Raw genomic sequence first — 22,224 nt, forward strand, 5'->3', positions numbered from 1 at the left:
AAGATGAAGAAAACGCTAGTGATTAATGTTGTGGGCTTGACGCAACGTCTTATTGGGGAGCATACCCCATTTATAGAATCCTTTCTTAAAAAGGGAAAATCTGCTTACATAAATCCTGTTTTGCCAGCAGTAACTTGTTCTGCACAATCCACTTATTTGACGGGGAAAACTCCTGACGAACATGGTATTGTCGGGAATGGTTGGTATTTTAAAGATGAGTGTGAAGTTAAATTTTGGCGTCAGTCAAATAAACTGGTGGAAAGCGATAAACTTTGGGACGAACTAAAAAAACAGGATGAACATTTTACCTGTGCGAACCATTTTTGGTGGTACAATATGTACTCTACCGTAGATTATAGCTTAACGCCCAGACCTAATTATTTGGCCGATGGCAGAAAAATACCGGATGTGTATTCTTATCCTCCCGAGTTGAGGGATACGTTACAGGGTGAGCTGGGTACTTTTCCATTATTTCAGTTTTGGGGTCCTAAAACCTCTATAAAATCCAGCAAATGGATTGCTGATGCGGCTATTCGTACGGATGAGATGCATAATCCTACTTTGTCTTTGGTTTATCTTCCGCATTTGGATTATAACTTACAGCGCCACGGACTCAATTTTGAAAAAATCAAAAAAGACTTAAAAGAGATAGATGGAGTAGTGGAGCATCTGGTAAAACATTTTGAGAAGCGAAATACAAGAATTGTACTGCTGTCTGAATATGGTATTACCGATGTAAATAACCCTATTCATTTAAACAGAATCTTACGTTCCAAAGGCTATATTGCTATTAGGGAAGAACGCGGACTTGAACTTTTGGATGCAGGTCAGAGCAAGGCTTTTGCTGTAGCAGACCATCAAATTGCACATATTTATTTAAATGACCCTGCCGTAAAGCTAGAGGTAAAGGCTTTGTTAGAAACAGTTTCCGGAGTTGAAAAAGTACTAACAGGAGAAGAATTGGAAAAAGCCAATTTAAATCATGAAAGAAGTGGAGACCTTGTTGTGGTTGCCGATGCCGATTCATGGTTTACCTATTATTTTTGGTTGGATGATGCTAAAGCGCCGGATTATGCCCGAATGGTAGATATACATAAAAAACCAGGTTATGATCCAGTTGAGATGTTGACTGACCCGAAAGATAAATTGGTAATGGCGAAGGTTATTGTCAAGTTACTTAAGAAAAAAATGGGATTCAGAACGGTAATGAATATCATTCCGTTGGATGCTACGTTAGTTAAAGGATCCCATGGCCGAATACCGGAAGATAAAGCTGATTTCCCGATTTTAATTACGGATCAAATAAATTCCTCATTTAATGATGATATTGAAGCTACGGATGTGTTTGGGATTTTAAAAAACCATATAATGGAAGAAGTATGAAGTATTTCTTTAAAATATTGAGTTCTGTATTTGCGGTCCTTTTTGCTTGGGCGGCTTACCTACAATATAATGATCCAGATGCTACTACTTGGTATATTATTTACGGTTTAGCTGCTTTAGCGTCATTACTTTTTGTAGTTAACCGTTTGACTTTTACTATAGCAACCTTTTTTTGTTTATTGGCCATGATAGGTGCTTATAAACAATGGCCTGTGCAATTTGAGGGTTTTACTATTGGAGAAGGAGATATAGAGAATATTGAACGCGGTAGAGAAGCTTGTGGTTTGCTGATTATAGCAGTAATTATGCTGGTATACGCACTGCGAATTCGCTTTGTAAAAAGGATTAAAGGTCTAAGTCAAAAGTTTTTCTGAGTAAATCTATCGCTGGATTTTTCTCCCTAAGTTTTTCGTATTTTTCTTCAGGTGTAAAAGCGAATTTTTTAGCTACACTTTCGTTGACTGTAATTTTTAGTTCAATGAAGTAGTTGTTTAAGTTTCGCCTTAGGTGCTCCATAAGCCCGTATTGCTCCCGCTCAATTTCTTTTTTCATAGTGCCGTTTGGAAGTTCTATCCAAATGGTCTTGTCCTGAACTAATTTAGGTATATCTGCATTGAGGTTGGAAGCTAGAATTTTCTTTCCTTCCAAATCGATTTTATCAACAAAATCCGCCCAATGTTTTTGCATTTCCTCTTCGGTAAAAGCATCCTTTGGTAGTTTGCTTTCGTCAATAGTTTCGTCTTTGCGACTAAGCTCGTGTTCTTTTTTTGCTTTTAAACTAGAAATAGAAAGTCCGGATACTCGTTTTCCTCCACCTATATTAAGCTTTTTTGCGGGTGTGGCTTTGGGTTGAGGGGCTGCGGTTTCTTCTATTTTAGGTTCGGCAACAGCTATAGAACTAGGTGTTCTTGTTGTTTCTTCTTTTTGGTACTGTGGACTTTCCTGTTTTTTAGTTGTTACAGCTGTTTCTGGAGTAGCTGGTTTGGGCTGTTCCTGAGCCGGTGTTGAAGTTTGTGCCTGAGTTTTTGCAGGAGAATTATTTCCTTTAAAAAAAGAAGCAGGTGCTATAAAATCGATAGTGGAACCGTCTAGGACGTCAGATTCAGAATTTTTTTTTTCTGCCTCAAATCCAATCGAAGCTAATTTCATTAAGGTAAGTTCAACCAGCAGCCGTTGGTTTTTACTGGTTTTATATTTTAAATCGCAGTCATTGGCGATGTTTAAAGCTTGCAGTAAGAACTGCATCCCTGTCTTTTTTGACTGTTCCAGGTAGTTTTGCTTGGCCACGTCACCAACTTCCAGCAAGTTAATCGTGTCTTGATGTTGACAAACCATTAAATCCCTAAAATGAGAAGCTAAACCACTTATAAAGTGATGTCCGTCAAAACCTAGGGATAAGGTCTTATTGAATAAAAGTAGCAACTGCGGAATGTTGTGCTCCAAAATTAAATCGGTTGCCGAGAAATAGGTATCGTAATCAAGAACATTAAGGTTCTCAGTAACTGCTTTTCTAGTTAGTTCTTTGCCTGAAAAGCTAACTACCCTGTCAAAAATAGAAAGGGCATCTCTCATGGCGCCATCTGCCTTTTGAGCTATAATATGCAACGCATCATCATCAGCGACAATACCTTGATTTTCAGCAATATATTTCAAATATTCAGCAGCGTCTTTAACTGTAATTCGCTTAAAATCAAATATTTGACAACGAGAAAGTATCGTTGGTATGATTTTGTGTTTCTCCGTGGTAGCCAAGATAAAAATGGCATGCTTTGGCGGTTCTTCAAGTGTTTTTAGAAAAGCGTTGAAGGCCGATTGAGAGAGCATGTGTACCTCATCTATAATATATACCTTGTATTTACCAACCTGTGGCGGTATACGAACCTGGTCTATAAGATTACGAATATCATCAACAGAGTTATTTGAGGCTGCATCGAGCTCAAAAATATTAAAAGCAAAATCCTCACCTTCCTTTTCTGTACCATCAGAATTTATCTGTTTGGCCAAAATACGGGCACAAGTAGTTTTGCCAACACCACGCGGACCGCAGAACAATAGCGCCTGCGCCAAATGATTGTGCTCAATGGCATTGGTCAACGTATTGGTAATGGCCTGTTGCCCCACAACATCTCTAAATGTCTGAGGTCTATACTTACGTGCCGATACAATAAAGGGTTCCAAAAAAAACTTATGGTTTAGAATTTACATCAACTCAATTATACAAATATAAAATAAGGAATGGTAAGTGCCTTTTATTTCGATAGGATAAAGTCTTTATTTATCAACAATTGTACTAATTTTGCACGTTAAGCAGGCCGCCTTATCGCTGCCGTGAAAACGGGAGAGGAAAGTCCGGACACCATAGTGCAGCATAGCGGGTAACGCCCGTCATCCGTTTAACGGAAAGGACAAGTGCAGCAGAAAGTATGTACAGGTAATGCTGTAGTGAAACCAGGTAAACTCTATGCGGTGAAACGTCATGTAAATCGGTGCTTGAGGGCTGCACGCCCGAGCCGAAGGGTAGGCGGTTTGAGACTAATAGTAATGTTAGTACTAGATAAATGATAGGGAAGGTCCTTTGGGCTTAACAGAATCCGGCTTATGGCCTGCTTATTTTTTTACCTCAGCAAATTTCATTGTAATCTTGGTTAGGAACACTGAAAAAACTAAAAATACTACCCCCGTACTTACGTTTTTCAACAAAATTATCTAGATGTGAAAGATCCATATGACTAGAATGCTCTATAATGAGCAAGCCGTTTTCAGTCAAAAGCTCATTCTTAAAAACCAGTTCCGGAATTTTTTCAAAAGATTCCAAAGGCAAATCGTACGGTGGATCAGCAAAAATTATAGTTGCCTTTTCACGTGTTTTTTCTAAATAAGTAAATACATCATTTTTAAATACTGAAATACCCATTTCAAGAGATTCAGAGGTATCGGTAATGAATTTAACACATCCGTAATCAGCATCAACCGCACTAATACGTTCTGTACCCCTAGAAGCAAACTCGTAGCTAATATTTCCTGTTCCTGCAAATAAGTCAATTACAACAAGCTCATCAAAATAATAACGGTTGTTAAGAATATTGAACAGAGCTTCTTTAGCCATGTCAGTCGTTGGTCGGACGGGTAATTTTTTAGGAGCAGTTAGTCGCTTTCCTTTATGTAAACCTGAAATTATACGCATTAAAAAGCATTTATTACCGTGAAATCAATTGTGTCTTCTGGTCTATCTATACCAGGATGTTCTGTAAATGAAGGGTAGAACATAGATACATCCTTCACGTAATTATAGCATAAATCATATATGTCATCATCCTTTTCAATATCACCGAAAAGTTTAATTGCAACCGATTCCGTATCGAGTTCTAACTGCTCTAAGGTGAATAGCAGGTAATAAAGGAAATCTTCTTTAGTAACGAAATTAAAACTATTGAAGAGTAATAGTTTTTTTGAGGCAATAACGGTAACATCCATTTGCCGTTGAGAAGTATGTATATAGCAAACGGCTTCTTTGCTAGAGGAATGATTGTTAAGCAAGGATTCTACCATTACAGTGCCATTGTGCTTAAAGGTAAATTCGCCAAAAAGGTCATAGATGTAGTTGTTGATGTTAACAAAGGGAACATAAACATTATTCATCTGAAAGCTTTCTAGCTCATCAAAAGCCAAGTGGTCATTGGCTAGTATTTTGGTATTGAATTTTAGGTAATTGGCCAGTTCATCTTCATTAAAAAGAACTTGAGGAACAAGGCTAAATAGATTGTTGCGATGAACTACAACAATTTCTGAAAACTGATCTTCTTCTATATGATGTGAAGAGAATAGAAGTTTTAATCGCTTTAATATTTCATATGGGGTAAGTTCTTTGGCAAAAACTACCTTCTCAGAATTTAAAATGGTATTTGCTACGGTATCAAATACACAAAAAGAAAGTCCATTCAAGCTAACTTGAATGGACAGTTTTTTATAATTCTCCACTGGTTCTCCAGTATTATTTTGATTCTCCTTTTTTGTCATATATAGGGGGCCAGTTACCGCTGGTGCTTACTTCGTCAATAGAACCTACTTTAATATATGCTCCATTAACTTCTTCCACGCCTACTTCTGCTTTCTCTTTCTTAAGAAGGTCTTCTGGCTGATCATAAAGTACTACTTTCTTGTCTACTTTGGCTTCGAAAACCGGAGCTTTATAGTTGCCTTTAGAAAGGATATCAGATTTCATTTCAAATTTCTCACCGCCTTGGGCAAAAGGAACTTCCATTAAAGTCTTGTAACGGTTGTCTCCTTTAAAAAGTGAATCTTTTACTGAAACAGTACCTAAAGTGTCAATGATTTTAACCTCTTTCAAAAGATCGATCTGATATGTTTTATCGAATTCCATATAAGATGAATCTCTCTGTTGAGTAATGGTATACTCAGCAGTATCGATAAACTTGATCAAACTGTTAAAATCTTTTGCGTATTTTCTGTTTACGGTTTTGTAAGCCTCTTGCGCGTTTCTAATATCTTTCAGTTTAGCAATAACCTGCCCAAAACGTTCTTCCTTTACTTTGTTGAATTGGATAGGTCCCGTAACTGATTGGTATATAGCGTATGCCAAACCTACACAAGCTACCCACAGTACAATTTGAATTATGGTCTTCATTTCTCTAGTGTTAATTATATTTTAGTGGTTGTGACAAATCTACAATTTTTTTTCAATCGCAAAAGTTTTTCGCCCAAAAATCCTGTTTATCTTTGATACCTATGACAACGTTGAACGATGCATCATTTTATAAAGTACTAAAGGAAAAATTTCCACACGACCCTACACTCAAACAGTCAATAGCATTACAGAAATTAGCTTCGTATATACTTTCTGACAGAAAGGACGATGTGTTTTTGTTAAAAGGTTTTGCGGGAACAGGTAAAACAACCCTGGTAGGTACCGTGGTTAGTAGCTTATGGAAGACTAGGATGAAAGCGGTGTTGATGGCCCCTACGGGAAGAGCGGCAAAAGTAATGTCTAACTATGCAAATACTCAATCCTTCACCATACACAGAAAAATCTATTTTCCCAAGAAGCAGGGTGGCGGTGGAGGAATACAATTTGTTTTAGCACCCAATAAGCATAGAAATACGATTTTCATAGTAGATGAAGCTTCCATGATTCCGGATGCACCAACAGATTCTAAGTTATTTGGAAACGGGTCTCTTCTGGATGATCTAATTCAATTTGTGTATTCTGGTCATAATTGTAAACTGATCTTAATTGGGGATACGGCTCAGTTACCTCCTGTTCATCTGAATTTAAGTCCAGCACTCGATCCCGATAAGTTAGCATTGAATTATGATAAGGAAGTGGTTAGACTTGAATTGGATGAGGTCGTACGCCAAGCGGAAGATTCAGGTATTCTTGTAAACGCTACTTTGCTTAGGGAACAGTTACAGAGTAGTTTTACAGATGAGTTTAAATTTCATTTAAGCAGTTTTAAAGATATAGTCCGGCTTGTAGATGGTTATGAGATACAGGAAGCAATAGACACTAGTTATTCGGAAAATGGAAAGGAGGAAACGGCATTTATAGTTAGGTCGAATAAAAGGGCAAATTTATACAATGAGAACATCCGTAGCCGAATCTTATACTTGGAAAATGAGATTGCAGTAGGTGATTTTATGATGGTGGTGAAGAACAACTACTTTTGGCTTTCTCCCAATACGGAAGCTGGTTTTATAGCTAATGGAGACGTCATAGAAGTTCTTGAACTCTTTGCTATAAAGGAATTGTATGGTTTTAGATTTGCAGAAGTGAAAGTGCAAATGGTTGATTATCCCAATCAAAAACCTTTTGAAACTGTTTTGTTATTGGATACGATTAAAGCCGAAACCCCTTCCTTACCCTATGAAGAAGGGAATAGACTATACCAAGAAGTGATGAAGGACTTTGCAAATGAATCTTCTAAATACAAGAAATTTTTAGGTGTAAAGAGCAATAAATATTTTAATGCCTTACAGGTTAAGTTTTCATATGCCATAACTTGCCATAAGTCTCAAGGAGGACAATGGAATACCGTTTTTGTAGAACAACCCTATTTGCCAAACGGAGTAGATAAAGAATACCTGCGTTGGCTATATACAGCGGTAACAAGAGCAAAAAAACAATTGTACCTTATAGGTTTTAAGGATGATTTTTTTGTTGATGTGGAATAAGCTAAATTGCAACTTTACAAAGTGCTAATTTTTAGCAGGTTTTAAAATTTTTGAGTAAAAATAGACGCTACTTTTAGCTTCTTACCCATCAAAATAATAGAGTAGTGATATGACATCGGACAGTATAATCAGTATTTTTTTAGGTATTGGGCTTGCCGCATCTGTTGGCTTTAGGGTGTTCTTGCCACTTTTTGCGCTAAGCTTGGCTTCGTATACAGGTGTTTGGGAGCTTAATGAAAGTTGGGAATGGATAGGCAGCCTAGCTTCTGTAATTACCTTGGGAGTGGCAACATTAGTAGAAATTTTCGCCTACTTTGTGCCCTTTGTGGATAATCTTTTAGATAGCTTTGCAGTGCCTTTGGCCGCTATAGCCGGTACGGCAGTTATGGTGTCTACGGTAGCAGATCTAGATCCTGTAGTAACTTGGTCGTTAGCCATTATAGCTGGGGGTGGTACAGCAACAGCCATAAAAGGTGCTGGGGCAACGGGTAGAATAGCTTCTACGGCAACAACCGGAGGGTTGGCCAATCCGTTAGTTTCAACGCTAGAAACAGGTACGGCAGTAGTTGTTACTACGGCATCGATATTTGCGCCGGTACTTGCTGTAATTTTAGTCATTATCATTTTGGTATTTATTTTTCGTATTTACAGAAAATTGAGACCTAAGAGATAAGAATAGATTTTAGAAGAGGTTTACGATTTCTAAATTGGTTTTAGAAGTATGAAATTTAGTAGAAAACAATAATCCACAAAAAGTGAAAATAATAGCTATGATACCGGCCCGCTACGCGGCATCTAGGTTTCCTGCAAAGTTGATGCAGGACCTATCAGGCAAACCTGTCATCTTACGTACATATGAAGCGGCAGTAGGCACTAAATTGTTTGATGAGGTTTATGTTGTGACAGACAGTGATGTTATTTTCAATACGATAACCAACGCAGGTGGTAAGGCACTAATGAGCCAAAAAGAACATGACTGTGGTAGTGATCGTATTGCGGAAGCTGTAACGAACATGGATGTTGACATTATCGTGAACGTTCAAGGAGACGAACCTTTTACGGATAGAGAGAGTTTGGCAAGTGTTTTGGAAGTGTTTAAGAATGATCCGGAAAAGGAAATAGATTTAGCGTCTTTAATGGTTAGAATTACGGATGAAGAAGAAATCGATAATCCCAATACGGTAAAGGTTATTGTGGATAATCGCAATTTTGCCCTTTATTTTTCCCGTTCGGTAATTCCATATCCAAGAAATAAAGAAATTGAAAGTGTCTATTATAAGCATAAAGGTATTTATGCCTTCAGGAAAAGTGCTTTAATGGCCTTTCAGAGATTACCGATGTTGCCTTTAGAAGCTATTGAAAAAATTGAGGCTATTCGATATTTGGAATATGGAAAGAAAATAAAGATGGTTGAAACAACTGTTTCAGGAATAGAGATAGATACTCCAGAAGATCTTAAAAGAGCACAGCAAGCATGGAGGTAGATTACAGTAAAATCACCGTAGTTGGTTTTGATGCCGATGATACCTTATGGGTAAACGAAACCTATTTTAGAGAAGCTGAGCAAAAATTCGGAAAGCTTTTGGAAGGTTACGAAACTATGAATACCATAGACCAAGAGTTGTTTAAAATGGAAATTAAAAACCTAGAGCTCTATGGTTATGGGGTAAAAGGTTTTATGCTTTCTATGGTAGAGTCTGCTTTAAGGCTGTCAAACAATAAGATTTCACAGGCCAAAATCGATGAAATTTTAAATATTGGCAAGGATATGTTGCGCCAACCGGTAGAATTATTAGATGGTGTAAGAGAAGTTTTACGTAAATTAAGCGGAAATTATCGATTGATTGTCTTGACCAAAGGTGATTTATTAGATCAAGAACGCAAATTGGAGCGTTCAGGTCTTTCAGAATTTTTTCATCATGTGGAGGTTTTGAGTGATAAGAAAGAAGAAAATTATCAACATTTATTAAATCATTTACAAATCGATGTAAATGAATTTTTAATGATCGGGAATTCACTAAAATCAGATGTGTTGCCTTTAATTGAAATTGGTGCGCAGGCAGTGCACGTTCCTTTTCATACAACTTGGCAGCATGAGCAAGTAGAGATTAATGATGGCGATTATAAGTATCTGAAAATAAATAAATTATCAGATATATTAGAGTATTTGAAATAGGTTATGATGGAGGTAAAGAAGCATACGCAAGTAAAACAAGCAACTGTAGGTAAGAAAACGGAATTCAGAAATTTTCCAATGGTGCCTAGGGTAGTTTTCGGTAGAGGAAGTTTTAATCAATTAGGCGATATTTTAATGCCCAAAAGAAAACATTCCGATGCCCCTTTTATATTTCTAGTGGATGATGTATTTGAAAATACCGAACTGGCAAAAAGGATTCCACTTATTTTCAACGATCAGATTATTTTTATTTCTGCGGAAGAAGAACCTAAAACGGCACAAGTAGATGCTTTGGTCGATAAAATTAAAAGAGAATATCAAGATTTGCCTAGTGGTATTGTAGGTATTGGAGGGGGAACCTTATTGGACCTGGCCAAAGCAGTAGCCATTCTATTAACAAACAACGGTAGTTCTTCGGAATATCAAGGATGGGATTTAGTTCAAAAACCGTCAATTTTTCATGTGGGGATACCCACCATTAGTGGAACAGGAGCGGAGGTTTCCAGAACTACGGTTTTATTAGGGCCTGAGAAGAAATTGGGTATCAATTCAGACCACACTACTTTTGGACAAGTACTCCTTGATCCGGATTTAACCCAAGGCGTTTCTAAAGAACAATGGTTCTATACAGGAATGGATTGCTATATACATTGTATTGAATCATTAACAGGCACGTATTTAAATGCTTTTAGTCAAAGTTATGGAGAGAAAGCGTTAGAACTATGTAAGGAGGTGTACCTCGGAGATTTATCAGAAGAAGAATCTAGGGATAAATTAATGATGGCTTCGTGGCATGGTGGTATGAGCATAGCCTATTCTCAGGTAGGAGTGGCACATGCGTTAAGTTATGGTTTGGGATATTTACTAGGGGTTAAGCATGGTATTGGTAACTGTTTAGTGTTTCAACATCTGGAAGAGTTTTATCCTGAAGGGGTAGCACTTTTTAATAAAATGAAGGTAAAACATGGTATTGAATTGCCTACCGGTATCTGTGCAGCTCTGACCGATGCTGAGTTTAAGACCATGATAAAAGTAGCAATGAACATGGTTCCCTTGTGGGAAAATGCCCTTGGTAAGAATTGGCGGGATACCATTACCCCTGAAAAACTGGAATCTATCTACAGAAAAATATAAGTTTCTTATTTTAGTTAAAAGGAGAATCACTTCAAAGCAGGTAGTTTTTATCTTAAAAATTCAATTTTCTAAAGTACTTTCCTATGCAAAAGCTAGCTCATTTTATTTACTTTAAGGTGATGGGCTGGAAAATGGTGGGCAAATTCCCCGGTCATTTAAACAAATTTGTGATAGCCGTAGTGCCCCATACCAGTTACGCGGATTTTTTCTTAGGACTGCTGATCAGAAGGATTTGGGGCGAACAAATTAACTTTGTAGGAAAAAAAAGCCTTTTTGCATTTCCGTTTGGGTGGATATTTAGAAAATTGGGCGGAGAGCCTATTGATCGTACCAAGAATAACGATATGGTTTCAGCCACGGTAAAAGTATTTGAAAAGCGAGATAAATTTAGATTAACAATTGCACCCGAAGGTACGCGAAAAAGGGTTGATAAGTGGAAAACAGGTTTTTACTATATCGCTAAGGGAGCAAAAGTGCCAATTGTTTTAATAGCTTTTGATTTTGGTCACAAGCAAGTCAAAATATCAGAACCTTTATACACCACAGATGATAAGGATGCTGATTTTGCGTTGTATCATGAGTTTTTCAAAGGGGTAGAGGGTAAGGTGTCTAGATAGCTGTAATTTTTCTTTTTATTTATCTAGCAATTATTGTTTAAAGCTTCTTCTCTTTGTTTTTTATCTAAATAAGTAAAATTGAAAATGAATAATAACCAAAAAGCGACCTGAGAAATCAGGTCGCTTTTTGGTTATTATAAGCAATGAGTTAAACTATTCCTGCATCGTATGATATACGTTCTGTACATCATCATCTTCTTCAATTTTCTCTAAAAGCTTTTCAACATCAGCAGCTTCTTCTTCAGAAAGTGCTTTGGTTACTTGCGGAATACGCTCAAAGCCAGATGATAGAATTTCTATTTCTCTATTCTCTAATTCTTTTTGAATAGCACCAAAGCTTTCAAAAGGAGCATAAATTAAGATGCCATCGTCATCAACAAAAACCTCTTCTGCACCAAAATCAATAAGCTCCAATTCTAGTTCTTCGGGGTCAATACCTTCAGCGGGAATTCTAAAATTACAGGTATGGTCAAACATAAACTCTACCGAACCTGAAGTTCCCAAACTACCATCACATTTATTGAAATAACTGCGAACATTGGCTACTGTTCTGGTATTATTGTCGGTTGCCGTTTCCACAAGTATAGCAATACCGTGTGGCGCGTATCCTTCAAAAAGCACTTCTTTATAATCACCAAGACTTTTGTCACTTGCTCTCTTAATTGCACGTTCTACATTGTCTTTAGGCATGTTAACAGATTTTGCATTCTGTATAACCGCTCGTAGTTTCGCGTTGGAGTCTGGGTCAGGCCCACCCTCTTTTACTGCCATTACAATGTCTTTGCCAATACGTGTAAAAGCTTTGGACATTGCTGACCAACGCTTCATTTTACGTGCTTTTCTAAATTCAAAAGCTCTTCCCATAATCTGTAACTAAATATTTGTTGAAGATAGCAAATTTAATAAAAATGGTAATGGTTGCAAGTAACCCCGCCGCATCTATTCAAAAGAACTTTGATTATTTCGTTTTTATAGCAAATAATTAGCTATTCACTTTCTATAATTTCTTCAATGCTGTGAGCGAGTTTAAAATCTTTTTCGGTAATACCCTCCGCATCGTGGGTGTTAAGTCTAATATTCAATGAGTTGTAAACGTTGCTCCAATCAGGGTGATGTCCTTGCGCTTCGCATTCAAACGCAATACGGGTCATGACTGAAAAGGCATCTTTAAAATCCTTGAATTCAAAAGAGGTTTCGATTGCACCATCAACATACTCCCAACCATTTAGTTGTTTTAGTTGACTTTCAATTTCTTGCTCCGGTAATTTTTTCATAATGTTCTAATTGGTGTTTGTTTTGTGCTTAAGGTGTATATGAAAATAAGCAATTCTAAAGTCTTTGGCAATAGTTTCTCTGGCTGTAAGGCTAGCGCATTACATGATGGTCAATAATATCCTGATATCCGTATTGTAGGTTTTTCGGTAATTTATTGTCTTTTGGTAAAACAGCAAGATAGCGCTCTTCATTGGAGGTAAAAACCCGTTTGTAAATAGGACTAAAATCGCCAATACGTTCTACCACTTCTTTTATAAAATCTTCATGATGAACAAGGTCTTTACTTCCCAAGTGAAAAATACCGGTTTTGTTCCTATTGATCAAGTAATGAATTTGTTGAGTCAACTTATCATCGTTCGTAACATTTAGCACTAGGTTGGGAAACACTTCAATAGGTGCGTTTTCCCAGATGAACTTTTTGATGCCCTTGATTCTAGGAGAGCTATTACCAAAAACCATTGGAATACGTAGAATAGCCATTTTATTTTGGGGTAGCCTAAGTAACATGTTCTCTATTTTTATCTTCAGTCTACCATATACGCTTTCGGATAAAGTTTTGTCATACTCGTAAGACGGATATTTTCTATAAGTATCGAACACATTGGCGGAAGAAAGAAAGTATAACCTACAATCATTCTCTTTTAAATATTCTACAATATGTTGATGTGCCAATATTTGAGCAGCAAAATTACCACGAACTGCAGAGATAATTATTTGTGGTTTTATATTTTCAAGGATGGTATATATATCATCCTCTTCCATGTCATATTTTACGAATTGTTGATTTTTATCAAATGATCTTCTCGCAGAATTATATGTGCCAAATGTATTAAAATAGGGGCATAGTTCTTTATAGATAGCGTTACCTAAAAAGCCGCTTCCCCCAATGATTAAAATTTTTTTTATCTCCAATCCTTAAAAAATTGAGTGTCCTGTTTTTGTTGTTAATTCCTCTAAGGCTGCCATCCCTAATTTGGAATTGCCTTTTGGATTTAAACCGGGAGACCATGTTGCAACACAGTAGGTATTAGGAAGTAAAGCTACTATGCCACCGCCAACACCACTTTTTCCGGGAAGACCAACTTCAAAAGCAAATTCGCCGGCTTCATCATAAAAGCCACAAGTTAACATTAATGCGTTTATTCGCTTTACCTGGGTTAGATTTAAATAGTTTTTTCCCCTTTGGCAGGTGCCGTGATTCATGAAAATATAAAAAGCATCGGTCAATTGTTTACAGTTCATTTCTAAGGAGCATTGGTAAAAATACAAGTCAAGAACAGAATCTACATCATTATGTAAATTGCCATAGGACTTCAATAAATTGGCTGCTGCGTAGTTTTTAAATCCCGTCTTTTTTTCTGAGAGCGCTACCTTTTCATTGTAACGAATAGAGGTATCATTTGTCAATTCTTGAACAAATTTTAAAAACTCTTCTTTGGGGTTTTTTAAATGAGAGACCAAAACATCTGCAATAACAAGGGCTCCCGCATTTATAAACGGATTTCTAGGGATTCCATTTTCCTGTTCCAAAAGGGATAGGTGATTAAACGGGTCACCAGAAGGCTCAACGTCAACCCTTTTCCAAAGCTCATCTCCAACCAGACCAAAAGAAAATGCAAGAGTCAGTACTTTAGAAATACTTTGAATAGAAAAGCCTTCCATAGCCTGTCCAGCGCTATAAGTATTCTTATTTGCATCTAAAATGAAGATTCCAAATTTTTGTAAATCTACATTTGCCAATTCAGGAATATAGGAAGCAACCACGCCTCTATTGGTAGCTACCTTGGAATTGCCTGCAATTTTATTTATTATAGTTTGATAATCTATCATTATGCTTTGTAAAATGGAGGCTTAACTACGGTTGCAGGTATCGCTTTTTTCCGTACTTGAATGTGTATTTGGGAGCCAATTTCAGAAAAAACTTGAGGGACATAACCTAGACCGATTCCTTTTCCTAAAGAAGGTGACATGGTACCCGATGTAACAACTCCAATTTTATTCCCTTGCCCGTCCACTATATCATATCCCTGTCTGGGAATGCCTCTTTCATCCAATTCAAAACCAATGAGTTTGCGTTCTGGGGCGTGTGCTTTTATCTTGGCCAATGTTTCGCTGTTGACAAAATCTTTAGTGAATTTGGTAATCCAGCCCAAGCCAGCTTCAAACGGAGAAGTACTATCATCAATATCATTTCCGTATAAACAATAACCCATTTCAAGGCGTAGTGTATCTCTAGCGGCAAGACCAATAGGTTTTATACCGTAATCCGCACCAGCATTAAAAACTTTGTCCCAAACTTGTAACACTTCTGTGTTCTTACAATAAATTTCAAATCCGCCAGAACCTGTATATCCGGTTGCCGATATGATTACATTTTCTATTCCGGCAAAATCTGCCACAACAAAATTGTAAAATTTAATATTTGCCAAATCCACGGAGGTAAGGGATTGCATGGCTTCAACCGCTTTTGGACCTTGTATGGCCAAAAGAGAAAATCCATCGGAAATATTACGCATAGCTGCGCCAATCTCTTTATTGTATTTTGATATATGTAACCAATCTTTATCTATATTGGAAGCATTTACCACCAAGAGATAGGTTTCTTCTTTAACCCGATAAACAATAAGGTCATCAACAATTCCACCCGTTTCGTTAGGGAGACAACTATATTGGGCTTTTCCTATGGTAAGTTTAGAAGCATCGTTAGAAGACACTTTTTGGATTAGTTCTAAGGCATTTGGGCCTTCAATCAGAAACTCGCCCATATGGGAAACATCAAAAACGCCTACACCTTTACGAACCGTTTCGTGTTCTACATTTATGCCTTCATAAGAAACAGGCATGTTATACCCTGCAAAGGGTACCATTTTAGCTCCTAGGGCTTCATGGGTCTGGCTTAATGCAGTATTTTTCATTGCAATTCTGTATTTAAGTGTACAAAGCTATTGAAATATTTAACTTTAGTATAATTGTGCTTTATTATGTTTTACATAATCTTTGTAAATTACCTAAGCAAGTATTATAATACTCAAAAACAATCTTTTAAAATAAATACTATGGTGAGACTATTTTACGTATTAGCGATTGTGTTATTGGCTCCTTTAGCGGGTATAGCTCAAGATACTCCGGAAGATTTTCTTTCTGCGGATTTTCACAAAGGGAGAAGGGAAGCGGTACGGAAAATGATGCCAGTAAATAGTGTGGCCGTAGTTTTTGCAAATGCAGTTAGAAACCGAGCTAATGATGTGGACTATGTGTACCATCAAGACCCTGATTTTTATTATCTGACCGGTTACAATGAGCCCAATGCACTACTGCTTATTTTTTCTGAAGACCAGACCGCACAGGGGATTGAAGGTAACGAGTTAATATATGTGCAAGAAAGAAACCCTAGGGCGGAGCAATGGAACGGAAAAAGATTAGGAATTGAGGGGGTAAAAAGTAAACTCGGTTTTGAAGCAGCTTTTAACGGAAGTGCTTTTAAAGATATTCCAATCAACTTTCAGGAATTTGACAAAGTGTTGTTTTTTGATTTTGAAAATGATTATCGGGATTCAAGCGATGAAGCGGATTTGTATAATTTGATTCAAACCTTTAAAACGAAAGTTGATTACCCTGCTGATTTTGATAGTTCTAAAGACAGGTTCTATTCTATGATTACATCTACGGATATTGAGAATAGCGCCAATGTGGCGCAAATTTTAGGGAGATACCTTAACAGGGATGAAAAACTTCAGGAAGATGAACTTATAAGTGGTTTTGTAAATGCCGAAGATGATAAATTAAGAAGTGAAATAAAGGAGAAGGTAAGTTTAAAGCTAGAAGCCAATAATTTAAACTCTTCCATGTTGAATGAAATTTTATCTTCATTACGTGAAACCAAATTGGCGGAAGAAATGGTCTTGTTAAAAAAGGCAATTGAAATTTCAGCTGTGGGCCAAGTGGAAGTAATGAAAGCCATGCACCCAAATATGTCAGAGACCGAGATTCAAGGGGTTCACGAATATGTATATAAAAAATATGGAGCGGAATACGAAGGCTACCCGTCTATTGTAGGAGGAGGCCATAACGGCTGTATTTTGCATTATATTGAAAACAACAAGCCTAAAGTAGGGAATGATTTGGTGTTGATGGATTTAGGTGCGGAGTACCATGGTTACACGGCGGATGTTACGAGAACGATACCTGCTAACGGAAAATTTTCAAAGGAACAAAAACTGATATACGATATTGTTTATGATGCGCAGGAAGCTGGTATTAAGGCAAGTACCCTTGGAGCACCGTTTCAAGCGCCAGGAGAAGCGGCCAGTAAAGTAGTTACCGCAGGTTTGATGAAATTAGGAATCATAACTAAAGAAGAAGATGCACGTATCTATTTTCCACATGGAACTTCGCATTATTTAGGTTTAGATGTTCATGATAAGGGTACGTATCAACCTTTTCAAGAGAATACGGTAATTACTGTTGAGCCCGGTATTTATATTCCAGAAAATAGTGATTGTGATGAAAAGTGGTGGGGTATAGCCGTACGTATAGAAGATGATATACTTATAACGAAAGATGGTCCGGTAAATTTATCGGCAATGGCGCCCAGAAAAGCCGAGGAAATAGAAAAAGTAATGAAGCAGCCCAGTCCGCTGGATCAGTTTGAACTTCCAACTTTGGAGTAATAAAAAATCCCCTAAAATTTCTTTAGGGGACTTTTGTTTTTACCTATTCAAGAGATATTGTTTTAATTCATTATACTCTTTTATTGAGATAGATTTTTTCTCCCTGTCCATCACCTTTTTAATTTGTTCAGGAATAGCAACCTGCTTGCCAATGGTTTCTTCAACAACATCCAGAAACTTCACAGGATGCGCGGTTTCTAAGAAAATACCATAAACATCAGGATGCAACTCTTGATATTTTTTGAGCCCTAAATAGCCTACAGCTCCATGCGGGTCCGCAACATATCCGCTTTCACCGTATATTTTCTTCATGGTCTCTCTAGTTTCGGCATCTGAAAAGGAATACGAAGAAAGGTTTTCTTTTAGAGCTTCAAAATTGTCTTGGTATAAATGTCTAATGCGAATAAAGTTACTTGGGTCGCCCACATCCATAGCATTTGATATTGTTGCAGTAGATGGTTTTGGCTTGTACTCCTCAGTTTTCATGAACTCGGGTACGGTATCGTTTACGTTGGTAGAAGCTATAAAATGCTTTACAGGCATACCTAGACGTTGCGCTACCATTCCGGCACAAACGTTTCCGAAGTTCCCGCTTGGTATAGAAAAGACAATTTCCTTTCCTTGTGATTTCGCTTGTTTGTAAGCAAAAAGGAAGTAGAATAATTGTGGCAGCCAACGTGCCACATTAATAGAGTTTGCAGATGTCAATTGCATCTTTTCTAGAAGCGTTTCATCTAAAAATGCGGTCTTCACCATTTTTTGACAATCATCAAAAGTACCATCAACTCTAAGAGCGGTTATATTCTGACCCAAGGTGGTCAATTGTCGTTCTTGAATGTCGCTAACTTTTCCGTCAGGATATAAAATAACAACACGTACTCCTTCCACACCTAAAAAGCCATTGGCAACGGCACCTCCGGTATCACCAGAAGTAGCTACTAGCACGGTCACATCTTGCTTTTCTCCTTCAGAGAAGTAACCCAGACAGTTGGCCATAAATCGAGCACCTACATCTTTAAAAGCCATAGTTGGACCATGAAAAAGTTCTAAGGTAGAAACGTTTTCTTCGATTTCTACAACAGGAAAATCAAAGTCAAGTACTTTGGCAATGATTTCTCTAAGCCTTTCATTTGGTATTTCCTTGGATACAAATTGATGAATTGCATTAAATGCAATCTCATGATTCGTTAAATCTTCAATTTGTTCAAAGAAACGCTTTGGTAAAGGCTCTATTTTCTCAGGAAAATAAAGCCCTTTATCAGGTGCAATTCCCTTAATTACGGCATCCTTAAATGAAACTTCAGGAGCTTTTTTATTCAGACTGTAAAAATTCATTAGTATATGGTCTTAATTCCTTGACTATTAATTTTAGAAACATGAACATCATAATCTATACCGATGTTCTTGTACACTTCTTTTATTGCCGTTGCAACTTTATTCGCGGTGTCTATACCTTTGCTGAATGCGAAAATAGATGGACCCGAACCTGAAATGCCGCTACCTAAAGCACCAGCCCTTAGCGCCTCGCTTTTGACTTTGTCAAAACCAGGAATAAGAATTGAACGGATGGGTTCAACAATATGGTCTTCTAAAGAGCGTCCTATGAGGTCGTAATCTTCGGTGTATAGTCCGGCTATGAGTCCGCCTACATTACCCCATTGTTTAATGCCGTCCGCCAAAGTAATATTGGTTTTCAGTATTTTTCTCGAATCCGACGTCTTAACTTCTATCTGCGGATGGATTACCGTTGCATACAGGTCATTGGGTGTATGAATGGGTACAACATCCAATGGGCTGTAACTGCGTACCAACGTAAAACCGCCAAATAGTGCAGGAGCTACATTATCTGCATGGGCTACACCACTGGCCAATCGTTCACCTTCCATAGAAAATTGAACGAGTTCAAGCGTTGAAAAAGGTTTTCCAAGCAGTTCGTTCATGGCCCAAACGGCACCTGTGGAACTGGCTGCACTGCTTCCAATACCGCTACCGGCTTTTATTTTTTTATAGATTTCTATTTCAAACCCACCTTCGTAATCACTTTTTTCCAATAATGCCAAACCTGCTACGCCTGCAACGTTTTGAAGCGTTTCCATAGGTAAATCTTGACCTTCAAGTTTGGTGATTCGTATGTCTTTTTCTTGGGTTTTACGAATAACCATTGTGTCGCCTACATTATCAAGAGCGACACCTAAAACGTCAAATCCGCATGAAACATTTGCTATTGTGGCAGGGCAAAATACTTTAATTTCCTCCATAACTAGAAATTTCCAATTCTGATGATATCGGCAAAAATACCGGATGCAGTAACATCGGCACCTGCACCGGCACCTTTTATGATCATAGGCTGATTTGGGTAGCGCTCCGTGTAAAATAAGACGATATTGTCACTTCCTTCCAAGTTATAGAAATCGTGTCCTTTTGGTATAGCCTGTAGTCCTACACTAGCTTTTCCGTCTTCGAACTGGGCCACATATTTTAGTTTGCTATTGGCATCATTAGCTTTTTTATACATGGCCTGAAAATCATCTTCATGCTTTATTAGCGAAGCAAAAAAGTCATTGTTGTTATCCGTGTCAAGGCTTTCTTGTGGTAAGAACGATTTATTTTCGATATCGGTAATTTCTAATTGATTCCCACTCTCTCTAGCAAGAATTAATATTTTCCGCATAACATCAACACCGCTCAAATCTATTTTTGGGTCGGGTTCCGTGTAACCTTCCTCCTGTGCTTGTTTTACGATATCGTGAAAAGTGGTAGTGTCATTAAAATTATTGAAAACAAAGTTTAGACTTCCTGAAAGTACAGCCTGAATTTTGAGGATTTTATCGCCAGAGGCAATCAAATGCTTTAGGGTGTCAATAATCGGTAATCCTGCGCCAACATTGGTTTCGAATAGAAACGGAGCGTTATAAGTACGAGCGAGCGACTTTAATTCCTGATAGTTTTCAAAAGCTGATGAACAAGCAATTTTATTACAAGTTACCACCGAAATGCTATTGCCTAAATAGGTGTTGTATGTTTGAGAAACCTCTGCGCTTGCGGTATTATCAACAAAAATACTATTGCGGTAATTCAACGCGTTCACCTTTTTCATGAACTCAGCCTTGTCCGCTTTTTGACCACTGGTTAGAGCTTCTTCCCAATTTTTAAGGGGAATTCCAGTTTCGTTAAATACCATCGTACGGGAATTGGACATACCAACTACACGTATATTCAACTTTAGGTTTTCTTTTAAGAACTTCTTCTGTTGATATACTTGGTTCAAGAATTTAGAACCAACATTACCAACACCCATTACAAACAGGTTTAACTGTTTTATGTTTTCCTCAAAAAACTCTTCGTGAAGCGCATTAAGGGCTTTCTTAACGTCTTCTTTTTTGATAACTGCTGAAATATTTCGCTCGGAAGCACCTTGCGCAATAACACGTAGATTTACGTTGTTCTTTCCTAAAGTACTGAACATTTTACCGCTCAAACCTTGATGGCTTTTCATATTATCGCCAACCAAAGCTATAATTGCCAAATCTTTTTCTGCGATGACCGGCTTTATTTTTCCGCGTTCTATTTCATATTCAAAAGCGGTGTTTACAACTTCCGAAGCCCTGTCAATATCATCCGCGGAAATGCCCACGCAAATGGAATGTTCAGAAGACGCTTGAGTGATAAGCACTACACTAATTTCAGCTTGGGATAGCACTTCAAAGAATCGTTTGGAAGTACCTGGTATTCCTACCATTCCTGGGCCTTCAAGAGACAGCAGTGCAATATTTTCAACATGGCTTATCCCGCGAACCGTCTTGCCTTTTTCATTCTTGTTTTTAGTGATTAGAGTACCTGCATTATCAGGTTCAAAAGTATTTTTAATGACAATGGAAATTCCTTTTGCCAACACAGGTTGAATAGTTGGTGGGTATAAGACCTTAGCGCCAAAATGAGAAAGTTCCATAGCCTCTTCATACGATATATGTGGTATAGCTTTGGCTTGCTTTACTAATTTAGGATTAGCGGTGAACATACCACTAACATCTGTCCAGATTTCTAAAAACTCTGCATTGATAGCGGCAGCTAAAATGGCGGCGGTATAATCTGAACCTCCACGGCCTAAGGTTGTAGAATTACCATTTTCAGAGGAAGCAATAAAACCTCCCATGACAATTATCTTATGGTTGTCTTTATCAAAAAACTTCGCGCAATTAGCATTTGTCAAATTAAAATTGACATTGGCCTTGCCATTAATATTATTAGTTTTTATAAGTTCTCTGCTATCTACATATCCTGCATTTAAACCTTCTTGAGCAAAATATTCACTAATAATATATGAAGATAAAAGTTCGCCATAGCTCACGATTTTATCTGAGAGTCTAGGTGTTATTTCACCAATTAGGAAAGCTCCTTCTAATAGGGTTTCCAAGGTGTTGATGTCACTTTTCACCTTACTTAGTACCTTACTTTGAGCGTTTACATGTATAAGTGCCTTCGTGGTTTCTAAGTGTCGGTCTTCAATTTCTTTTAAAATTGATTTGTAACCTTCACTCTGCGATGAAGCCAAATATGCCGCATTCAATAAAAGGTCTGTGATACCACCAAAAGCGGATACAACAACAACGGTCTTATCCGTATTTAAATTGGCAACGATATTTTTTACTAATGATATGTTAGAGGCGTTGGCAACGGAAGTGCCGCCGAATTTTAAAACTTTCATGTTAGATGAAATTAACTCTTAAAAATAGATTGGATGCGAAATAACGCAATAACGAACTGATATGTTTTTGTCTAC

At 37.5% G+C, this 22,224-nt stretch carries 21 protein-coding genes and 1 other RNA gene; 10 read left to right on the plus strand and 12 right to left on the minus strand.

What is annotated here, in order from left to right; all coding sequences use genetic code 11:
• Nucleotides 1–3: 3 nt before the first annotated feature.
• Both KO521_RS00780 and KO521_RS00785 read left to right on the plus strand, forming a co-directional pair.
• Nucleotides 4–1,383 carry an alkaline phosphatase family protein gene (locus tag KO521_RS00780; protein ID WP_215938024.1) on the plus strand — a complete coding sequence of 460 codons (1,380 nt, stop codon included), beginning with the start codon at nucleotides 4–6 and terminating at the stop codon, nucleotides 1,381–1,383.
• Nucleotides 1,380–1,757 (plus strand): transmembrane 220 family protein, encoded by a 378-nt coding sequence (locus KO521_RS00785; RefSeq protein ID WP_215938025.1) that lies wholly within the window; start codon nucleotides 1,380–1,382, stop codon nucleotides 1,755–1,757. The genes KO521_RS00780 and KO521_RS00785 overlap by 4 nt, the downstream gene beginning before the upstream one ends.
• Here KO521_RS00785 and KO521_RS00790 read toward each other — a convergent pair.
• The gene (locus KO521_RS00790) at nucleotides 1,729–3,561 is read right to left on the minus strand and encodes a DNA polymerase III subunit gamma/tau (RefSeq protein WP_215938026.1); all 1,833 of its coding nucleotides are present in this window, start codon (nucleotides 3,559–3,561) and stop codon (nucleotides 1,729–1,731) included. The genes KO521_RS00785 and KO521_RS00790 overlap by 29 nt on opposite strands.
• A gap of 126 nt (nucleotides 3,562–3,687) precedes the next feature.
• Here KO521_RS00790 and rnpB point away from each other — a divergent pair.
• An RNA gene (gene rnpB, locus KO521_RS00795) (RNase P RNA component class A) lies at nucleotides 3,688–3,997 on the plus strand.
• Between the two features lie 6 nt (nucleotides 3,998–4,003).
• Here rnpB and KO521_RS00800 read toward each other — a convergent pair.
• From KO521_RS00800 to KO521_RS00810, 3 genes are read right to left on the minus strand one after another with little or no spacing between them, the layout of a single operon-like run.
• Nucleotides 4,004–4,567 carry an RsmD family RNA methyltransferase gene (locus tag KO521_RS00800; RefSeq protein WP_215938027.1) on the minus strand — a complete coding sequence of 188 codons (564 nt, stop codon included), beginning with the start codon at nucleotides 4,565–4,567 and terminating at the stop codon, nucleotides 4,004–4,006.
• Nucleotides 4,567–5,400 (minus strand): DUF3822 family protein, encoded by an 834-nt coding sequence (locus KO521_RS00805; RefSeq protein WP_215938028.1) that lies wholly within the window; start codon nucleotides 5,398–5,400, stop codon nucleotides 4,567–4,569. The genes KO521_RS00800 and KO521_RS00805 overlap by 1 nt, the downstream gene beginning before the upstream one ends.
• Nucleotides 5,375–6,028, minus strand: coding sequence for a hypothetical protein (locus tag KO521_RS00810; protein ID WP_215938029.1), 654 nt, complete (start codon nucleotides 6,026–6,028; stop codon nucleotides 5,375–5,377). The genes KO521_RS00805 and KO521_RS00810 overlap by 26 nt, the downstream gene beginning before the upstream one ends.
• Nucleotides 6,029–6,129: 101 nt before the next feature.
• On the opposite strand from KO521_RS00810, the gene KO521_RS00815 reads away from it, so the two are divergent.
• From KO521_RS00815 to KO521_RS00840, 6 genes are all read left to right on the plus strand, one after another.
• Nucleotides 6,130–7,572, plus strand: a complete 1,443-nt coding sequence (locus tag KO521_RS00815) for an ATP-dependent DNA helicase (RefSeq protein WP_215938030.1) — start codon at nucleotides 6,130–6,132, stop codon at nucleotides 7,570–7,572.
• A gap of 109 nt (nucleotides 7,573–7,681) precedes the next feature.
• Nucleotides 7,682–8,245, plus strand: a complete 564-nt coding sequence (locus tag KO521_RS00820) for a DUF4126 domain-containing protein (protein ID WP_215938031.1) — start codon at nucleotides 7,682–7,684, stop codon at nucleotides 8,243–8,245.
• Between the two features lie 97 nt (nucleotides 8,246–8,342).
• Nucleotides 8,343–9,056: a 3-deoxy-manno-octulosonate cytidylyltransferase gene (gene kdsB / locus KO521_RS00825; protein WP_215938558.1), complete on the plus strand. Its 714-nt coding sequence runs from the start codon at nucleotides 8,343–8,345 to the stop codon at nucleotides 9,054–9,056.
• Nucleotides 9,047–9,748 (plus strand): HAD family hydrolase, encoded by a 702-nt coding sequence (locus tag KO521_RS00830; RefSeq protein ID WP_215938032.1) that lies wholly within the window; start codon nucleotides 9,047–9,049, stop codon nucleotides 9,746–9,748. Before kdsB ends, KO521_RS00830 begins: the two co-directional genes overlap by 10 nt.
• Nucleotides 9,749–9,754: 6 nt before the next feature.
• Complete coding sequence (locus KO521_RS00835) at nucleotides 9,755–10,882, plus strand: iron-containing alcohol dehydrogenase family protein (protein WP_215938559.1); 1,128 nt, start codon at nucleotides 9,755–9,757, stop codon at nucleotides 10,880–10,882.
• An 83-nt stretch (nucleotides 10,883–10,965) separates the two neighbouring features.
• Nucleotides 10,966–11,499 carry a 1-acyl-sn-glycerol-3-phosphate acyltransferase gene (locus KO521_RS00840; RefSeq protein WP_215938033.1) on the plus strand — a complete coding sequence of 178 codons (534 nt, stop codon included), beginning with the start codon at nucleotides 10,966–10,968 and terminating at the stop codon, nucleotides 11,497–11,499.
• A gap of 153 nt (nucleotides 11,500–11,652) precedes the next feature.
• Here KO521_RS00840 and KO521_RS00845 read toward each other — a convergent pair whose 3' ends face one another.
• The 5 genes from KO521_RS00845 to gcvT all read right to left on the minus strand — a co-directional run bounded on the left by KO521_RS00845 (nucleotide 11,653) and on the right by gcvT (nucleotide 15,689).
• Complete coding sequence (locus KO521_RS00845; RefSeq protein WP_215938034.1) at nucleotides 11,653–12,363, minus strand: YebC/PmpR family DNA-binding transcriptional regulator; 711 nt, start codon at nucleotides 12,361–12,363, stop codon at nucleotides 11,653–11,655.
• Between the two features lie 122 nt (nucleotides 12,364–12,485).
• On the minus strand, nucleotides 12,486–12,773 hold the full coding sequence (locus tag KO521_RS00850) for a 4a-hydroxytetrahydrobiopterin dehydratase (protein ID WP_215938035.1): 288 nt from the start codon (nucleotides 12,771–12,773) through the stop codon (nucleotides 12,486–12,488).
• A gap of 91 nt (nucleotides 12,774–12,864) precedes the next feature.
• Nucleotides 12,865–13,686, minus strand: a complete 822-nt coding sequence (locus tag KO521_RS00855; RefSeq protein WP_215938036.1) for a sugar nucleotide-binding protein — start codon at nucleotides 13,684–13,686, stop codon at nucleotides 12,865–12,867.
• Between the two features lie 3 nt (nucleotides 13,687–13,689).
• Nucleotides 13,690–14,604: a glutaminase gene (locus tag KO521_RS00860; protein ID WP_215938037.1), complete on the minus strand. Its 915-nt coding sequence runs from the start codon at nucleotides 14,602–14,604 to the stop codon at nucleotides 13,690–13,692.
• Nucleotides 14,604–15,689, minus strand: a complete 1,086-nt coding sequence (gcvT, locus tag KO521_RS00865) for a glycine cleavage system aminomethyltransferase GcvT (protein ID WP_215938038.1) — start codon at nucleotides 15,687–15,689, stop codon at nucleotides 14,604–14,606. Before gcvT ends, KO521_RS00860 begins: the two co-directional genes overlap by 1 nt.
• Nucleotides 15,690–15,830: 141 nt before the next feature.
• Here gcvT and KO521_RS00870 point away from each other — a divergent pair, with 141 nt between their 5' ends.
• On the plus strand, nucleotides 15,831–17,444 hold the full coding sequence (locus KO521_RS00870) for an aminopeptidase P family protein (protein WP_215938039.1): 1,614 nt from the start codon (nucleotides 15,831–15,833) through the stop codon (nucleotides 17,442–17,444).
• Between the two features lie 39 nt (nucleotides 17,445–17,483).
• Here KO521_RS00870 and thrC read toward each other — a convergent pair whose 3' ends face one another.
• Genes thrC through thrA form a run of 3 tightly spaced genes read right to left on the minus strand, consistent with a single transcriptional unit; the run spans nucleotide 17,484 to nucleotide 22,149 of the window.
• Complete coding sequence (gene thrC, locus KO521_RS00875; RefSeq protein ID WP_215938040.1) at nucleotides 17,484–18,779, minus strand: threonine synthase; 1,296 nt, start codon at nucleotides 18,777–18,779, stop codon at nucleotides 17,484–17,486.
• Nucleotides 18,779–19,702, minus strand: coding sequence for a homoserine kinase (locus KO521_RS00880; RefSeq protein WP_215938041.1), 924 nt, complete (start codon nucleotides 19,700–19,702; stop codon nucleotides 18,779–18,781). Before KO521_RS00880 ends, thrC begins: the two co-directional genes overlap by 1 nt.
• Before the next feature lie 2 nt (nucleotides 19,703–19,704).
• Nucleotides 19,705–22,149 (minus strand): bifunctional aspartate kinase/homoserine dehydrogenase I, encoded by a 2,445-nt coding sequence (gene thrA, locus KO521_RS00885; RefSeq protein ID WP_215938042.1) that lies wholly within the window; start codon nucleotides 22,147–22,149, stop codon nucleotides 19,705–19,707.
• Between the last annotated feature and the right edge of the window lie 75 nt (nucleotides 22,150–22,224).

Origin of the sequence: Zobellia uliginosa, from assembly GCF_018860745.1 — a bacterium.
GTDB classification, from domain to species: Bacteria; Bacteroidota; Bacteroidia; order Flavobacteriales; family Flavobacteriaceae; genus Zobellia; species Zobellia uliginosa_B.

Excerpts from the sequence above, each read along its gene's own strand:
- KO521_RS00780 (WP_215938024.1), top strand. The coding sequence starts at position 4 with ATGAAGAAAACGCTAGTGATTAATGTTGTGGGCTTGACGCAACGTCTT.
- KO521_RS00785 (WP_215938025.1), top strand. The coding sequence starts at position 1,380 with ATGAAGTATTTCTTTAAAATATTGAGTTCTGTATTTGCGGTCCTTTTT.
- KO521_RS00800 (WP_215938027.1), bottom strand. The coding sequence starts at position 4,567 with ATGCGTATAATTTCAGGTTTACATAAAGGAAAGCGACTAACTGCTCCT.
- KO521_RS00805 (WP_215938028.1), bottom strand. The coding sequence starts at position 5,400 with ATGACAAAAAAGGAGAATCAAAATAATACTGGAGAACCAGTGGAGAAT.
- KO521_RS00810 (WP_215938029.1), bottom strand. The coding sequence starts at position 6,028 with ATGAAGACCATAATTCAAATTGTACTGTGGGTAGCTTGTGTAGGTTTG.
- KO521_RS00815 (WP_215938030.1), top strand. The coding sequence starts at position 6,130 with ATGACAACGTTGAACGATGCATCATTTTATAAAGTACTAAAGGAAAAA.
- KO521_RS00820 (WP_215938031.1), top strand. The coding sequence starts at position 7,682 with ATGACATCGGACAGTATAATCAGTATTTTTTTAGGTATTGGGCTTGCC.
- kdsB (WP_215938558.1), top strand. The coding sequence starts at position 8,343 with ATGATACCGGCCCGCTACGCGGCATCTAGGTTTCCTGCAAAGTTGATG.
- KO521_RS00830 (WP_215938032.1), top strand. The coding sequence starts at position 9,047 with ATGGAGGTAGATTACAGTAAAATCACCGTAGTTGGTTTTGATGCCGAT.
- KO521_RS00835 (WP_215938559.1), top strand. The coding sequence starts at position 9,755 with ATGGAGGTAAAGAAGCATACGCAAGTAAAACAAGCAACTGTAGGTAAG.
- KO521_RS00840 (WP_215938033.1), top strand. The coding sequence starts at position 10,966 with ATGCAAAAGCTAGCTCATTTTATTTACTTTAAGGTGATGGGCTGGAAA.
- KO521_RS00845 (WP_215938034.1), bottom strand. The coding sequence starts at position 12,363 with ATGGGAAGAGCTTTTGAATTTAGAAAAGCACGTAAAATGAAGCGTTGG.
- KO521_RS00850 (WP_215938035.1), bottom strand. The coding sequence starts at position 12,773 with ATGAAAAAATTACCGGAGCAAGAAATTGAAAGTCAACTAAAACAACTA.
- KO521_RS00860 (WP_215938037.1), bottom strand. The coding sequence starts at position 14,604 with ATGATAGATTATCAAACTATAATAAATAAAATTGCAGGCAATTCCAAG.
- gcvT (WP_215938038.1), bottom strand. The coding sequence starts at position 15,689 with ATGAAAAATACTGCATTAAGCCAGACCCATGAAGCCCTAGGAGCTAAA.
- KO521_RS00870 (WP_215938039.1), top strand. The coding sequence starts at position 15,831 with ATGGTGAGACTATTTTACGTATTAGCGATTGTGTTATTGGCTCCTTTA.
- thrC (WP_215938040.1), bottom strand. The coding sequence starts at position 18,779 with ATGAATTTTTACAGTCTGAATAAAAAAGCTCCTGAAGTTTCATTTAAG.
- KO521_RS00880 (WP_215938041.1), bottom strand. The coding sequence starts at position 19,702 with ATGGAGGAAATTAAAGTATTTTGCCCTGCCACAATAGCAAATGTTTCA.
- thrA (WP_215938042.1), bottom strand. The coding sequence starts at position 22,149 with ATGAAAGTTTTAAAATTCGGCGGCACTTCCGTTGCCAACGCCTCTAAC.